General features: G+C 63.3%; 11 protein-coding genes. 1 reads left to right on the top strand and 10 read right to left on the bottom strand.

Annotated elements, in window-relative coordinates; all coding sequences use genetic code 11:
* Positions 1-71: 71 nt before the first annotated feature.
* The 9 genes from JJB74_RS30895 to JJB74_RS30935 form a co-directional block, all read right to left on the bottom strand.
* Positions 72-338, bottom strand: a complete 267-nt coding sequence (locus JJB74_RS30895; RefSeq protein ID WP_200598403.1) for a hypothetical protein — start codon at positions 336-338, stop codon at positions 72-74.
* A gap of 101 nt (positions 339-439) precedes the next feature.
* Entirely contained in the window at positions 440-1570 is a 1131-nt protein-coding gene (locus JJB74_RS30900; RefSeq protein WP_200598404.1) for a glycosyltransferase, read from the bottom strand.
* A 32-nt stretch (positions 1571-1602) separates the two neighbouring features.
* The gene (locus JJB74_RS30905) at positions 1603-2757 is read right to left on the bottom strand and encodes a glycosyltransferase family 4 protein (protein WP_200598405.1); all 1155 of its coding nucleotides are present in this window, start codon (positions 2755-2757) and stop codon (positions 1603-1605) included.
* 29 nt (positions 2758-2786) lie between these two features.
* Positions 2787-4277 carry an O-antigen ligase family protein gene (locus JJB74_RS30910; protein ID WP_200598406.1) on the bottom strand — a complete coding sequence of 497 codons (1491 nt, stop codon included), beginning with the start codon at positions 4275-4277 and terminating at the stop codon, positions 2787-2789.
* 12 nt (positions 4278-4289) lie between these two features.
* Positions 4290-5162 (bottom strand): polysaccharide biosynthesis tyrosine autokinase, encoded by an 873-nt coding sequence (locus tag JJB74_RS30915; RefSeq protein ID WP_234485009.1) that lies wholly within the window; start codon positions 5160-5162, stop codon positions 4290-4292.
* 14 nt (positions 5163-5176) lie between these two features.
* Positions 5177-6586 carry a chain length determinant protein EpsF gene (gene epsF, locus JJB74_RS30920; RefSeq protein WP_200598407.1) on the bottom strand — a complete coding sequence of 470 codons (1410 nt, stop codon included), beginning with the start codon at positions 6584-6586 and terminating at the stop codon, positions 5177-5179.
* A gap of 291 nt (positions 6587-6877) precedes the next feature.
* Positions 6878-8089: a glycosyltransferase family 4 protein gene (locus JJB74_RS30925; protein WP_200598408.1), complete on the bottom strand. Its 1212-nt coding sequence runs from the start codon at positions 8087-8089 to the stop codon at positions 6878-6880.
* On the bottom strand, positions 8086-9315 hold the full coding sequence (locus tag JJB74_RS34055; RefSeq protein ID WP_200598409.1) for a glycosyltransferase: 1230 nt from the start codon (positions 9313-9315) through the stop codon (positions 8086-8088). The genes JJB74_RS30925 and JJB74_RS34055 overlap by 4 nt, the downstream gene beginning before the upstream one ends.
* Before the next feature lie 87 nt (positions 9316-9402).
* Positions 9403-10533 (bottom strand): glycosyltransferase, encoded by a 1131-nt coding sequence (locus tag JJB74_RS30935; RefSeq protein ID WP_200598410.1) that lies wholly within the window; start codon positions 10531-10533, stop codon positions 9403-9405.
* A 413-nt stretch (positions 10534-10946) separates the two neighbouring features.
* On the opposite strand from JJB74_RS30935, the gene JJB74_RS30940 reads away from it, so the two are divergent.
* A complete protein-coding gene (locus JJB74_RS30940; RefSeq protein ID WP_200598411.1) occupies positions 10947-13262 on the top strand; it encodes a Wzz/FepE/Etk N-terminal domain-containing protein in 2316 nt (771 codons plus the stop codon).
* A gap of 154 nt (positions 13263-13416) precedes the next feature.
* Here JJB74_RS30940 and JJB74_RS30945 read toward each other — a convergent pair whose 3' ends face one another.
* Positions 13417-15075 carry a hypothetical protein gene (locus JJB74_RS30945; RefSeq protein WP_200598412.1) on the bottom strand — a complete coding sequence of 553 codons (1659 nt, stop codon included), beginning with the start codon at positions 15073-15075 and terminating at the stop codon, positions 13417-13419.
* Between the last annotated feature and the right edge of the window lie 498 nt (positions 15076-15573).

The raw sequence follows: 15573 nt of genomic DNA on the forward strand, positions 1-15573 counted from the left end.
CCCGGAGATCGCGCCCCGCTGCGCGGGGTCCCCGTGTCGCCGAACCCTGAAGCGGGGCGCGGCTAAACTCGCTACGCTGCGCTTCGCTCAAACAGACGCCGCACCTTATCCGCTTCAGGGCCCGGCGACACGGCGCGATCAACGGGATTAAAAGCAACGGCGAAGGCAACTGCAAAGGCGAAGGCATAGGCGAAGGCATAGGCAAAGGCAACTGCAACAGCGAACGCAAACGCAAACGCAACAGCGAAGGCAATAACGACAACCGTTACGATGCCGTGCAAACAGCATGGCTGCAAACCGTCCGCAAAGCCATCCCGCCGCGCCACGGCCCAGATCAATGCGCGAAATGAATCCGTCGGGTGGGCGCAAGCCCACGCGGCGCTTCGAACAACGCGTGGGCTTGCGCCCACCCTACGAAGGGCACACGCCGCGTCGCCCTTCATGCACGCATCGCCTCCCGCAACACATCCATGGTCCGCTCGACCATGCCTTCCCGGGTATAGCGCTCGGCAACCAGCGCGCGCGCAGCTGCGCCCCAGACGGCGGTGCGTTCGGGATCCGCGACCAGTTCGAGCATGGCGCGCGCCAGCGCTTCTTCATCGGCGCAGGGAACGAGCAGCCCAGTCCTGCCATCGATGACCGCTTCGGCCGCGCCGCCAATGTCGGTGCTAATCACCGGCAAGCCCATCGCCATCGCTTCGAGCATGGCAACCGAGAACGTTTCCACCGCGGTCGAGGCCAGCACCTTTACATTGGCCGCTGCAAGCAGCGCACGCACATCGCTCAAGGCGCCGGTAAAGAGCACGCGCGATGCCATGCCGCGTTCATGGACGATCGCCTGCGCCTCTGCCCGCGCCGGACCGTCGCCAGCCAGCACCAGCCAGCTTTGCGGTTGCTGACGTAACACTTCCGAGAAGGCGCGCAGCAAATGTGCATGGCCCTTCTCGGAACGAAAGCCGGCAACGCAGCAGAACACCGTTGCGGACGCGGGAATGCCATGCTGCTGCCGGAAGCACGCGCCTTCCGGGCGTAGCCGGTCCGCATCGAAGTGCTGCAGGTCGACGCCGTTGTGCACCACCTCGGCGGCGCGCTTCAAGCCATGGAACTTGCCCAGCCAATGGCGCCGCTGCGCATCGCATACGAAGATCAGCTTGCGGCAGGAGCGCAGCAGCCATTGGTACAGCAGCACATCCTGCAATTCGGTCTTCAGGTCCTTGTTGCGGGTGATGTGAATCGCGCATACCAGCGGCGGGCGCTTGCGCGAGCGGCGCGCGCCTATCCAGCCCATCAGCAGCGCGAACTGCATCGTGCAGTGAACCAGGTCGATGCCGCGCTCATCGATCAGGCGCGCAATGTGGTCGCACATGGACAAGTCGAAGCGCGACTTGCGCGGCACGTTCAACACTTCAATCTGCCCGCGATCCACGCGCGCGAGCTGCGACAGATCCTTCTCGAAAGTGAACAGGGTTTTCGTCGCGAAGGCGGGATCGATGGCATTGACCAGGTCCACGGCCTGGGTTTCCGCGCCGGCCAGACGCAGCGAGGGAACGATGAACAGGATCTTTTTCATGCGCTCTTTCGTCAGGGGGTGTCGCCAGGCATTCAGGCCGCCAGACCGGCGAGCTGCGTGCGGTCGGCCAGCCGGTCGAAGGTGTTCAGATACACGCGCAGTGTCATGTCGTTGTTGTAGTTCAGGTTCATGTAATCGCGGCAGCGGCGGGAGACGACATCACGCGCGCCGCTATTCGTGGCAAGCGATTGCACCGCATCGATCATGTCCGGCATCGAGCCCGGCACGCTGCCGAGACCGTTGCGCGCGATCACGCCGTCCGGATCGAAGAAAGATATCACCGGCGTGCCGCGCACCCAGGCCTGCAGGAAGGAATTCGGGAAACCTTCGGAATCCGAGGTGTTGACGAAGATCCGTGCACGCTCGTAGAACGACTGCACCCGTGAATACGGCACCCGGCCATGAAAGCAGAGATTCGGCAGCAGCTCCGCCTGCCGGCGCATCTCGCGGTACAGCTGTGCATAACCGTCTTCCTCGCCGCCGATCATGTGAAAACGTAGCTGCGGCAGCGCACGTGCCAGCTCGATGAACAGGTCCGGTCGCTTGAACCCGCGCAGGTTGTTGACCCACAAGACGTCGATATCGCGATCAGTCGCAGCACCGCGATCAGGCTCGCTGACCAGCATGGCCGCGATGTCGCTATCCACGCCGTAATGGCGCAGCAACAGCTCGCGCTGCTGCTGCGACTGCGCCAGCACCGCATCGGCGCGGCGCAGGCCGACGCGGTAAAGCATGCGGTCGCGGCCGTATTTCACCAACAGCTTCACCGCTTCCGGGGTGCAGTCGTTGTCGTGCGCGACGCGATACACCAGCTTGCGGCCATAGCGGCGGCAGAACAGGCCCAGAAGGCCGATGTGCATGCCGGCCGAGCTGGCGTAATAGATGTCGGCGTCGGCGCGCTTCAATGCGGCCCAGATGCTGGTCCAGCGCGGATGGATGAAGCGCAGCACCGGTATGCCCTCGTCGGGACGGAAAGTCTTGAAAGTGCGTATGCCCGACCATTGCGCGCCGTCCGGCTGCAGATAGTCGCCCACGACCATGGAAACACGGTAGCCGTCGCGCACCAGCGCGCGGCCGAGCAGCGTGTGCTGCACCTGCTCGCCGCCGATGCCATGCGATTCGAATTCCGGTGCGAGCACTGGAAGATTCATCAGGCCGAAGAAACAGACGTGTGGCTTGCCGTGCATGTCAGCGCATCCTCCCGATAGGCATTGCTTCATTGTTCCCGCTTCGCGTCGCTACGCCTTGCTCGCAGCAGGCGTTCACTCATGCCGATCGACATGCCGATTACGAACCACAGCGAAATCTGCGAGGCCGTCGGCGTGAGTCTGTCGTCGGTCATGCCCTGCACGAACAGCACGATCACGGCCACGGCGGCGCCCTGGAAAACGCCCTGCAGCAGAGGCGCAATGCTCGCGTCCCGGCCCAGCTGCCGGAATTCGCGCAGCTGCAGGATGAAGAAGCCGAGCAGTATCACCAGGCCGACAGCGCCCATGTCGAGGAAGGTGTTGAGATAAGCATTGTGCGCATGGCCTACGTCAAAGGTCGGATCCTTCTTCATCGGTTCCGACCACAGCGTGGCCGCCAGTCCATGGCCCAGCACCGGGTCTTCCAGCGCGAAGTCCAGCAGAGGCAGCCAGATCTTGTCGGTGCGTCCGGCGGCGATCACATTGACGTTCCTGTCTTCGATGCCGACCAGCGCGCGTTCCCTGATCGCTTCCGGCAGCAGCGGCACGCTCGCGCCCAGCAGCACCACGCCGATCACGATGACGTAGAACTTGCGGCGTGACAGCAGGAACAGCACGGTGACGACAGCCGTGCCGACGAAGGCGCCGCGCGAAAACGTCATTAGCGTGGCGGCAACGACCATGCCGATCGAGGCGATGTAGGCGAGCCGCGCCAGCTTGCCGCGCACCTTGCCCAGCGAAAACAGCAGCACCGCGTAGCTGATGTTGAAGAACAGGCCAAGCTCATTGGCATGCATGCCCATGCTTTCCGTGAGCAGCTGACGGTCGGTGGCGATGGCAGCCGGATTGCCGCCGGTGCGGAGGATTGCGGTGACGACCATCAGACCCGCGAGCATCCAGATCGAGAGCAGGTAGGGGATCAGGAACAGCGCCGGCCGCTTGCTGTCGCGTATCGCGGCGGCAAGCAGCAGCGCGTACAGCACCAGCATCAGCGGCCGGATCAGGTTGTCGCGCAGGTAGCCGGGGATGTCGGTGAAAAACAGGATGTCCTTGGCGGCCAGCGCCGCGAAAGGGATTTCATGCACATGCATGGCGCCATGCAGGCTGGCCAGCCCGATCGGCACCAGGTACAGCCAGAGCATGCGCTTCGGTATCAGCCGGTAGGGCGCTTCGCGCTTCATCCGTCGCAGCAGATATGAGGCCGTGGTGGCCAGGATGAGCAGGTTGAACGGATTGGCACCGGTGATGCCGAACATCTGGTGCGGAAAGAAACTGGTCTCGTACAGCGGGATGATCAGGCTGGTCAGCACTACGCCGACGCGGAAGTCGAAGATGATGTAGGAGCACAGCGCCAGCAGCGCCGCCAGCATCATGGTGAGCGCGGGATTGAGCAGCACGATGCCCGCGCCCATCAGCGCTGCTGCCAATGCCGCGCCGACCACGACCAGCGCAGCCGACACGGTGTTGCCTGATCCCGCCGCGCCGGGCCTGCGCAGGGAAGAGTCGCCTGAGTATGCCATCGGCGCAGGCGCTCAGAAGTCGACCATCACGCATCCCGCCAGCGAAATGCCGGCGCGGCGCAGCTGTCGCGTTGCATCCTTCACCTCGGTGACACGGGTGGCATGGCGACGCAGCACCATCAGCGCGCCGCCGGTCTGCGCCGCGACGATCAGCGCGTCATGCGCGGTGGCCAGCGAAGGCACGTCGAGCAGGATTACATCGAATTGCTTGGCCAGGCGCTCGTTGAGCCCGCGAAAGCCGGGGTGCAGCAACAGCTCCTGCGGATTCGGCGGCACCGTGCCGGCTGGCAGCAGGTACAGGCTGTCGAAGCCCGGTACCGGAAAGATCATGTCCGCCATGCGTCTTCCGGCGATCATGTCCGAGAGTCCCTGATGCGGGCCGCTGCGGAACAGTTCATGCTGGCTCGGCGCGCGCATGTTGGCGTCGATCAGCAGCGTGCGCTCGTTGGCTTGCGCAAAGCTCAGCGCGAGGTTGGCGGTGAACACGCTGTTGCCCGCGCCCGCGCCGCAACCAAGCACGACCAAGCCTTTGCGCTTCTCGGAGAACCAGGTCTGCGTCAACTGGTTGCGCACCGTGCGTAACACCTCGGCTTGCTCGCTGAAGGGATCGTAGGCCGCCATCAGCAGTGGCGACAGCGCTCCTTCGCCGCGCAACAGATAGGGATAGCGGAACTGGCGCGCCAGCGCCATGCTGATGTCCTGGTCGTCCACCAGCCTGAGTTCGCGCGCGACCTCGCCGAACAGGGCGTCGCGCTCGGTTTGCGTGCGCACGACCTTGTCGACATCATCCAGCGACAGTTTGCCCAGGCCGATAAGGATTTCGCCTAGCCGGTTTCCCATCGGTTCCTGGATGGCGAGGCGGGATACGGGATGCAGGGTAGTCATGCGTTGGGTCCTTGTCAGGCATGGAGAGCGGGCTTGTGTGGCAGCGCACGGCGTGCCATCGCGATCAGGCCGAAGCGCGATCGGCGCGGATGCTGCAGTATCCCGAGCATCGGCGCGTCGACCAGTTCGCCGATGTCGGCAATGCTACGTACCCTGCGGTCGAGCAGTTCAGCAACCAGCGCCAGGCCGGCGCCAAGCAGCAGCCCCATGAACACCGATGCCACCAGGTTGAGCACAAGCTTCGGGCTGCTCGCGTCGGTGGGCACCTCGGCCGGGCTGAGCACCGACACATCCGACTGGGTCGACTGGCCCTCGATGCTGATCTGCGAATAGCGTTGCGCCACGCTGTCATAGGCGCGCTGCGCGTTTTCGATGTCGCGCACATACACGGAAAGCTGATCTCGCTGACGGTTGATGTCGAGCATCTTGGTCTTCTGCGCCTGGAAGGCCGCCTGCAGTTCAGCTTCGCGCTGGCGCAGTATCGTGGCATTGTTGTCGATGCTGTTGGCACTGGCCCGAACCTGGCGGTTCAGTTCCTGGGTCAGCTTGTCGACCTCGGCTTTCTGTTCCTGGTAGCGCGGATGGCCTTCCTTGAAGCGTTCCGCGATGTAGGAAAGGTTAGTGCGCGCCTTGGCCAGTTCATTGTTCAGGTTCTGTATCAGCGGATTGGCATTGATATCCGGCGAGCCCGAGGCATTGCCGTGCGCCTGCGCGCCGCGCGATCGCACATCGGAGAGCTGCGCCTGCACTGCAACGAGCTGATTCGACAACTCATGCAATCGCGCATTCTCGACATCGGCCCGGCTGTCGGCGTTGACGATGCCGTTCGCCTTCTGGAAGGTCGACAACCGCATCTGTGCTTCCTCGAGTCGCTCGCGCGCGCCCTTGACCTGGTTGTCGAAGTACGCGCGCGCATTGCGGGCCGGATCGGCCTTGAAGCGCGAGCTGGCCTGCTGATACTGGCTCGCGTAGGTGTTGGCCACCAGCGCCGCGAGCTTCGGTTCGTTGGCCTTGAAGGTGAGCTTGAGCACACTGCTTTCGCGCCCGGTCTTCACATCGATGTTTTCCATCAGCCATCCGACCAGGGCGTTCCTGCGCTCTTCCAGGGTCAGCGGCGTGCCGTCGGGCTTGGGCGGCATCTCCGCATTGGCCAGGCCGAGCTTGTCGATCACCGCCGCCGCCACATTGGTGCTGCCGACGATATCCGCCTGCGTGGCAATGAGGTTGTTGATCATCTGCGCCGGCGCGGGCACCCCGGTCACCGGATCGGCGCTGCTGTAATGCAGCAGCAGCGTGGTGGTGGCCTTGTAGGTCTTCGGCAGGGACATGCTCAGCGCAACTGCCGTGATCACTGTCACTGCAAGGCTGATGAAGATGATGCGCTTGCGCGCCATCAGCACGTTATAGAAATCGAAAGCAACCATATTCCTGTCCTTCTCAGAATACGCCCGATCCGTAGGCAGTCAGGCAAAGATGCATGGTTCCTTGCCTTTCGCCCCGTCGATGCCGCAGGGCGCGACGCGCGTTTCGGCCCGCTGTGTAAGCACGAGAAGCGTTTGATGATCAAACGCTTCGTACGTCAATCAAACATTGCTATCCAATATCGCCGATACGTCCCCGGCACCCTTGATGTTTCACAAATGCGCATACGGCGACATGCATCGTGCACGACAGCGCATTTGCACTGTGGCGTACACGCATAAGCAGCGCGTCTGTCACGATTGCCGCTCCCCCGCTTGCGATGAGGCCTGCAGGGCATCGATGGACGATGCGAGCACCGCGGCGCGTTCACCGAAGCGTACCTGCGCATACACCGCAACGGTGCGACGCGCCAGGTCGGGCCAGTGATAACGGGTGCGTATCAGGTTCTTCGCGGCAGCGCGCTGCGCATCGCTGCATCCGGCCTGCGCATCACGCAGGCATTGCGTCAGTGCATCCACGTCGCCGAGCGGATAGTGGCGCACTGCCTCGCATTGCACTTCGCGATTGGCCGCGATGTCGCTGGCGATCACGGGTATGCCATGACTGATGGCCTCGAGCATGACGATGGGCAAGCCTTCATGCGAGGAGGGCAGTACGAACACTGCCGCATGCGCATACATCTGCATGAGCGCCTCACCGATCAGCACGCCGGTGCACACCACGTCTTTATGATCTCTTGCCGCATCCTGCACCGACGCAGAATAGGCATCGGGATGATCGGCGCCGCCGACGATGGCCAGTTTCCAGCCGGGCAGCGCGGCCTTCTGGAAGGCGGCAATCAGATCGTGGTGGCGTTTTTCGGGAACCAGGCGTCCTACCAGCAACACATAGCGGCCCGGCTCGAGTCCGAAGCGTCGCGGCGCATCGGCACCGATATTGTCTTCGGGCAGGACCACGCCGTTCGGGATGATGGTCGACGCCCGTGCATGCTGGCTGCGCACCGCGTCATGTATCGGGCGGCTGATGGCGATGCGCGCATGCGCGCAGCGCATGCCCAGCCGCTCTCCGAGCCGCAGCACCTTTCTTGCGAAGGGTCCCCATTTCTGCCGCTCGTAATCCGGACCATGATGCGTGACCACGACGCGCAGGCCGAGCAGCCGCGCCAGCGGCGCCATCAGCGCCGGGCCGATGCCATGGATGTGCAGGATGTCCGGTCGCCTGGCGGCGGCATACAGCACGCCAAGAAAGGTATGGACGATCGCTTCGAGGCCCGATGCGCGCGGCGACCATAGCGGCGCGAAGCGCACGCCTTGCCACGTCAGATCCGATGGCTGCGATGGATGCGCGTCCGCGCGCGGCTGATAGCGTGCCCTGACGATGGCAGTGACTTCGCAGCCGAGTTGCGCCAGCAGTGGACACAGATGCTGCGCATGGCTTTCCACACCGCCCTGCACGCCGGGAAAGCCGCGCAGGCCCAGCCACATCACCGACAGAGGCTTCTTCATGCCGCCACTCCCATGCTTCGATAAATGTCCAGCAGGCCGAGCCGATAGCGTTCAGCCGAAAAATCCCTTTCTGCGAGCGCGCGCGCAGAGCGCCCCATATCGACGATCTCGGCATCGCGCAGCGTGGAAAAGCGGCGCAGCTGCGCAGCGAGCGCCTCGACATCGCCGCTGGGAAACAGCGCGCCGGTTTCGCCTTCGTGGATCAACTCGGGGATGCCGCCGATATCGGCCCCGATCACCGGGCGAGCGAGCGCATACGCTTCCATGACACTGATCGGCGCGTTCTCATACCACTCGGAAGGCAGCACCAGCGCGCGCGCCGCGCCGATGAGCGCGGCCAGTTCCGTGCCGCTGCGATAGCCGTGGAACGTCGCGTCCGCGCCGGTCTCCTGGACCAGGCGCCGCAGGGACGTTTCCTCGGGACCGACGCCGACGATCCATGCCGGCACGCCGGCTTGCGCCGCTGCCCGGATAAAGGTGCCGATGCCCTTTTCCGGTCCGAGCCGTCCGACATACACGAAGGCATCGCCGGGCGCGACTCCTGAAGGGCGCAGCGCATCGGTATCGATGAAATTCGGCAGATGGGAAAAGCGTTCACGCTGCCAGCCCCATTGCACCAGCTTGTCGATGTAGAAGCGGCTGGGCACAATGAAACGATCCACGGATTTGCTGTAGCAGCCGAGCAGGCGATGCAGTGCCGATTCCGCCATCACCAGGAGGCTGAGCATGCGCGAGCCCTTGATGCAGCGCTGCGCCGCGACCTGCCACAAGGCACCATCGCGGCAACGCTCGCATACGCCGCCATCGTTGAGCATCTTGTAGGCCGGGCACGCAATCTTCAGATCGTGCAGCGTCATCAGGGTGGGAATGCCCTGGTCCCGGATCAGGCTGAAGATCGATGGCGACAGATGGTGATAGACATTGTGCGCATGCGCGATGTCGGGGCGGGTCAGTGCGATGAGCTGCGCCACCCGACGCCTGGCTTCGAAGGAATAGAGAATCTTCTGGGCATTGCCGATCTTGCGCAGCAGCGGCGCCGGCTTGCCGTATTCGATCTCCTGCACGAAATACGGCTGGTAGGGCGAATCGAGGTTGTTCTCATGCTGCATGGCGAAGGGCACGACTTCCCAGCCGCTTTGCGCCAGCATGCGATTCTGTTCAAGGAAGAGCGCCTCGGCGCCGCCGCGCCGGTAGAAATAGTTGTTGATGGAAAGAAGGGTTGCCACGATGCTTCCTGTTCTGATGTTGCGCCTGTCGCGTTGCCCTGCGGCGCGGTCCGCTCGGCCCGCTCAACGTTTGCTGTGCCAACCGTGTCATCTCGTCGCCTGCAGTCCTCCTTCTGCAGTGCGCCAGGCGCCAATATCGGATCCGGGAAGGCAGAAGGCCCGGATCTCTTCCATGTAGCGTCGCAGCGTCCTGGGGCGCATGGCCTCAAAGGCGCGCTGGCGCAAGCACTCGCGCGCCTCGGGCTGCGCCAGGAGCGCATCGATGGCAGTGCCAAGCGCAGCCGCGTCGCCGACGGGCACGGCAATGCCGGTGACGCCATCTTCGAGGTAGCCTTGCAGGCCGCGTACGCTTGTTGCCACCACGGGAATGCCGGCCTCGATCGCGCGGCCCAGGCGCACCTGCCCGGAACTGGCATGCTGCTCCTTCAGCACCAGCGCGAACACATCGGATTCCCTGAGCAGGCGTTCATGCATGGCCGTGGATATCTCCGACAGCACCAGCGCCTGCCCATCGCGGTTGAGGCGATCGACATGCGGCCTGTCTTCTTCTGAACAGATCACGGTCAATTCCCAATCCGCGCCGTGCGCTGCAGCAAGCAGCGTTGCCCAGTCACATGCCGCGCGGCCGGACGAAAGCACCCGTGGCTTCGGCTGGCTTACGCCCGGCGGCAAGCACGATGGCGCAAGCATCATCGGAAAGGCAATGAAGCGAAACATCGAGGCCGGCAGGCCATACCTGCGTGCATAGGCATCGACTTCCCATGCCGTCATCACCTGCACCCCTTGCACCGCGCGTGGCAGAACCAGTCGAAAGAAGACCTGGTACAGCAATTCCTTGATGCGCTCCTTGACGCCGGAAGGCGCCGGTCGGATGAATTCGACCAGGCAGACGCGGCCCCTGGCGTAGAACAGCGCTTCCAGCAGCAATAGGATCACCACGCCGCGCGCATGCATGGTGCAGACAATGCGCTGAACTCGGTTCGCGGCGACAAACCACAGCAGTCCGCGCAGCAACGCGCTGCGCTGCGCGATGCGCGATGCGCGTGGATAGCGCTCATGCAGCAACGCATCGACCGACATCACGCCCGGCGTGGCGGGTCCAACGTTCAGGCTGCCGTTGCGGCCATCCGCAAGGGCCTCGGCGTACCAGGAATCCGCAATCGTCGAAGGCTTGTTTGTCGACACCTTTTTATTGGCGCTGCGGATGCTTGGCTTCATGCTCGTTCCGTGATGGAGATGGCTGCGCGGCGCAAAGGCCTTGGGCGCAGTGGGGTCACGGCAAATGCTCGGGCTTTCACCGCGTCACGGTTTTGATATTTGTCAGCAGGCGAAGAGCGGGCTTGCGATGTGCGTCATCGCCGCGTGGCAAGGGGGGGCCATGCATTGTTCTTGCAAGGCGGAGCGCCAGCGCATGCATCAAGCACATGAGGGGCGGACTTGGGGAAAAGATGGATTACGTCGCATGCCCATCTCTGACTTTTCTCAAGGAAGCGACATGCCGAATGCGTACATTGGTTTTCCGGCGCAATGGAAAGGGAGGCGTGTTCGGTTCTTCAGCTTGTGCGCCCGCGTTGTCATGCTGACCGGGCATGCGCAGTGTGCGGTCCTATCCACAGAATCAGCGTATCGCTATGTCAAGTCCCATCATCTTTCACGACTATGCAGCCGACACGGGTCGATCGCTGCGCTTCATGATGCCATCCTCCGAGGCGCAGCCGCCGTTGCGACGGCGGGTTTTGCGCATACTGGGACGGCACAAGCTGCTGATCATCGCGAGCTTTCTGCTTGCCGCGATGATGGCGACTCTGCATGCATTGAGCATCAGGCCGATGTATGAAGCCACGATGCTGGTGCATGTGGCGCAGTCCGGCGGCAAGGAAGGGCGCGCGCTGCTGGGCGATGTGGCCGGCATGTTCGGCAACAGGGCGCCGGCAAGCACCGAGGCCGAACTGGTGCAATCGCGCTCGCTGATGGCGAAGTCGATCGGCAATCTCGATCTGTATGCCAGCGCCGAGCCGGAATTCACCAGCCTCGTTGCGCATCCGGGAGCGAACTGCCTGGCGCGGCTGCGTGCAATGGATCTCGCCGCGTTCCGCTCCTGCCTGTGGAGCAGCGCCGACATCGTCATCGCGCGTTTCGATGTGCCACCTGCCCTGATCAATCAGGATTTCACGCTGCGTTTTGAAGGGGATGGCGCGTTTCTGTTGACCGGAGAAGCGGCCGGCATCTCGGCGCACGGCCGTGTCGGCCAGCTGCTGGTGGCGCAGACGTCATCGGGGCCGGTGCACTTGCAGGTCAGCGCGCTGTCTGCGGAAAGCGGCGTGAGCTTCCGGCTGCGCAAGCGCTCGGCATTGACGGCTCTGCAGGAAGCGCAGCAGGGCCTGCGCGTTAACGAGGGACGCAACGGCAGCGGCATGCTCGAGGTTGCGCTGCGCGGTCCGAATCCGGTCGTCGTCAATGCGCTGCTGGCGGACATGGCCAATGAATACCTGGCCGGCAGCGAACGGCGCAGCACGCAGGACTTGGACCGCAGCCTCGCCTATGTGCGCGATCAGTTGGCGGATGCGCGGCGCCGGCTGCAGGAAGCGGAGACGCGCTATCGGCAGTTCCGGAACGGCAAGGCAACCATCGATCCCGGCGAGGATGCCAAGACCAGCGCGCAGCAACTGGCGTCGGCGAAGTCGCAGAAGCTCGAGTTGGAACAAAAGCGCGCCGAACTGCTGGTGCGCTTCACGCCGAATCATCCGGTCGTGGCCAGCATCGATGCGCAGATTGCGAACGTCAACAACGAGATCCGTCGTCTCGGCGCCTATCTGCGCACGCTGCCGACACTGGAACAGGACAACCTGACCCTGGCGCAGGATCTGAAGATGCAGACCGAGAACTATGCATCGCTGCTGACCATGGCGCGCCAGCTTGGCCTGGCACGGGCGTCGGTCGAAGGCAATGTGAGCCTGATCGATCTGCCGCAGATGCCCGAGCGTCCGGTGCCGGACCGCATCGATGTGCGCGCTGCGGCCGGCGGCGCGGCCGGCGCTGCCCTGGCCGTGTTGCTTGCGCTGCTGCGCGGATTGACGCAACGCCGGCGCATCGAGGCGGCAGCGGATGTCGAGCGCAGTGTCGGCCTGCCGGTCTATGTGTCGATTCCTTACAGCGCCCGCCAGGCCACGCTCGCTGCGCCCAGGCGCCGCGAAGAGGCGCCGCCACTCCTGGCACGCGCCGCGCCGCTGGATGCGGCGGTGGAGAGCCTGAGGCATTTCCGCGCGACGCTGCAGTTCGCGATGCCGCAGCAGCGCAACAATATCGTGCTCATGACCAGCGCCAGAAGCGGCATGGGCGCATCCTTCATCGTCTCCAACCTGGCGCTGCTGTACGGCTCATGCGGCAAGAAGGTGCTGCTCATCGATGCGGATCTGCGTGGCTGCGGTCTGGCTGCGTATGTAAAGCCGACGCGGGAAGGCGGCCTGTCGGAACTGCTGTGCGGCGCGCAGGGCATGGAAGGCATCGTGCAGCGCGACGTGATGCCGAGCGTGGACTATATCGCCGCGGGCCAGCACTGCGCGGATTCGGCCGAACTGCTGCATCGCCCGGAGCTGGAGCGACTGCTCAAGGCAATCGCGTCGTATTACGACATCGTGCTGGTGCACGGCGCGCCGGTGCTGGAAGCCTCGGACAGCCTGGTGGTTGGCGCGCAGGCGGGCGCCATCTATCTGGTAGTGCGCAGAGGCGTGTCGGATGAGGCCGATCTGGCCGAGACGGTCAAGCGGCTCCGATTCGTCGGCCTGTCGCCGCGCGGATGCCTGTTCAACGATGCGCGCGCGGCGCAGGAAAGCGCGAGCTATCCGCAGCGTTATGCGCGTTTCTGGCCGGCGCGCTATGCGCCGGTCGTAACGAGAGTGGATGTGCCGGCGATCGGCAAGAACGCCGGGGAAAAGCGGGCCGAGTGAGGCGCGCGTAAGCGCCATGCGCAAAAAAAACCGCAGGGCACAGGGGCAATGCCCGTGCCCTGCGGCTGGTTCTTCCTGCGTGCAATGCAACATGCAGGATGCAATCCAGTGACGCGCCTGCCGGGCTGTGGCCCGACAGGCATGCTGCTTTTGCTTACTGGATCGGGGCTGCCAGCGGCTGGCGCGGCGTGCCGCCACCACCGATGCTGTTCGGGCCGTTGTTATCGACCACGTTCAGCGCCTGGACCAGGCGCTGGATGTCGCGTACCCACGGGCTGGACGAGGCGTTGGACACCAGCTGTTCGAACGCGAAGCCATAGTCGGCCTGGAACTGGGTCTTGAACGAACCGTCAGGGCCGTTCTCGGCATTGATGGCGAACTGCGGCGCATAGGTGTCATCGACGATGTAGGCGCCATAGTTCTGCAGCGTCCATGCCAGCTGCTTGGCCGGCTCAGTTTCGAGGCCGAGGCTGGAAATGTTCAGCGACGCCGGCAGAGCCAGCAGCGCGCCCATCTTCACTGCGGCGTTGCCGTTGTTGCTCTCCGCGCCGTACCAGCCTACGGCATAGCCGTCGGCATTGTTCGCAGGCCAGCGATAGCACGCGGAAGCGGTCGTGCACTTGTACAGCGCCTGCTTCGCATACACGTTCACCTTCAGCGCGTGGTTCGGACCCTGGCTGCCCGGACGCAGTTCACCGATGCGCAGGCTGCCGCCGATGGCGGAGAGGCCCGAGCCGCCGTGGGCGCCGGTGCGGCCGTCGCCGAACAGGTCGACGTCAGGGAAGGTGACCAGCGCGGTCGCCGAGGCGCCGGTGGAGCAGCGCGCGAACGGCTGCATCTGCGCAATGGTGTGGCCGTCGGCCATCAGGAAGGCCGCCGAGCTGTTCTCGATATTGTTCGGCACGACATAGTCGCTAGGCATCGGCACCTGCTTCAATGCGCCACCGGTGGCGCCGCAACGATTGGCGCCGCTGTTCCAGCCGGCGCTGCTGTAGTTCACCGTGGTAATCGGCGAGGTCGGCTTCATGATGATGTGCTCTTCATCCATCTGCGGCATGCGCACCCATTGACCCGGAGCCGGATTGCCGGAGATGTTCGCCGGCACATACACCGCGCCGCTGCCGATCGGCATGTTCCAAATGCTGTTGACAGCAAAGGGCTGCTTGTACTTGTCGCGGGCGCCCGAGGTGGTGCTCGTGTTGGTGGTCGACGTGTTGGTCGTGGTCGACGTCGTCGGGCTGGTGGTGGTGGTCGTGGTCGGCGAGGTCGACGTGCTTACGGTGCTGGACGCGTAATCGCAATGCTTGACCACGCCCGGGGCCGGATCGCCGAATACCGAGTTCGAGCACTGGGTGCTGGTGCTCAGCGTTTTGTAGACATAGCTGCTGTTGGCGCCATAGCGAACCTGGCGGGTGCCGGGGATGGTGCAGGTGCCGTTTTCGGAAGCGCAACCGGTCCAGGTCGTGGTGTCAGTGCCCGACGTGGTCGTGGTGGTCGGCGCGGTGGTCGTGGTGGACGTGCTGGATGTGGTGGACGCGACGTCGCATTCCTTCACGACGCCGGGAATCGGATCGCCGAAAACCGCGTTGGTGCATTGCACGCTGCCGGTAACGGTCTTGGTCACAAAGCTGCCATTGGCGCCGTAGCGAACCTGCTGCGTGCCCGAAACGGAACAGGTGCCGTTTTCGGAAGCGCATTTGGTCCAGGTTGTCGAAGTTGTTTGGGCGTAGACATTCGGCGCAAGCGCCATGATTGCCGTGATGCCGCTAATGCTCAATGCAGCGTTCAATTTCCTTGCGGTGTTCAAATTCATCTTTATCGCTTGATTTAGTAAGTTAAAAATTTTGCTTCGTGCGAAGCTGCGAACGCATTTCCCCAATGCAAGTCATTCGAGTGGGCGGCTCTCGGTCAGTTCCGGACGAGTCCCAAGTTTCAAGAATTATTTGTGCGCACGGGAAACAACGAATGGATGAGTCGAAATTGTCCGCATGCGTGCATGCATTTTTCCGATGCGAAACTCAATTTTCGGCAAAATGATTTCACTTTCGGAAACTTAATTCTTCAGAACATTGATTTTATTGAAATTATTTTTCGTAGAGGAAAGAGAATAATTGCTGTCAGGAAGAAAATTGGGTCGCATCATTCCGAAATGTGAAATGAATTTTTCATTTCACGGACGCTAAGTTTCTGGAAATTGGCGCGAGAAGTTGGCGGAACCTTGTATTGGATACGGGGTTTTTACTCGGCAGCGAGAGCGAAAACAGTCAATATGCGCTGCAGGTATTCCCGCATTTGGCATTTCCCGACTGCA

The organism is Noviherbaspirillum pedocola, assembly GCF_016632335.1.
Classification (GTDB): domain Bacteria; phylum Pseudomonadota; class Gammaproteobacteria; order Burkholderiales; family Burkholderiaceae_D; genus Noviherbaspirillum_A; species Noviherbaspirillum_A pedocola.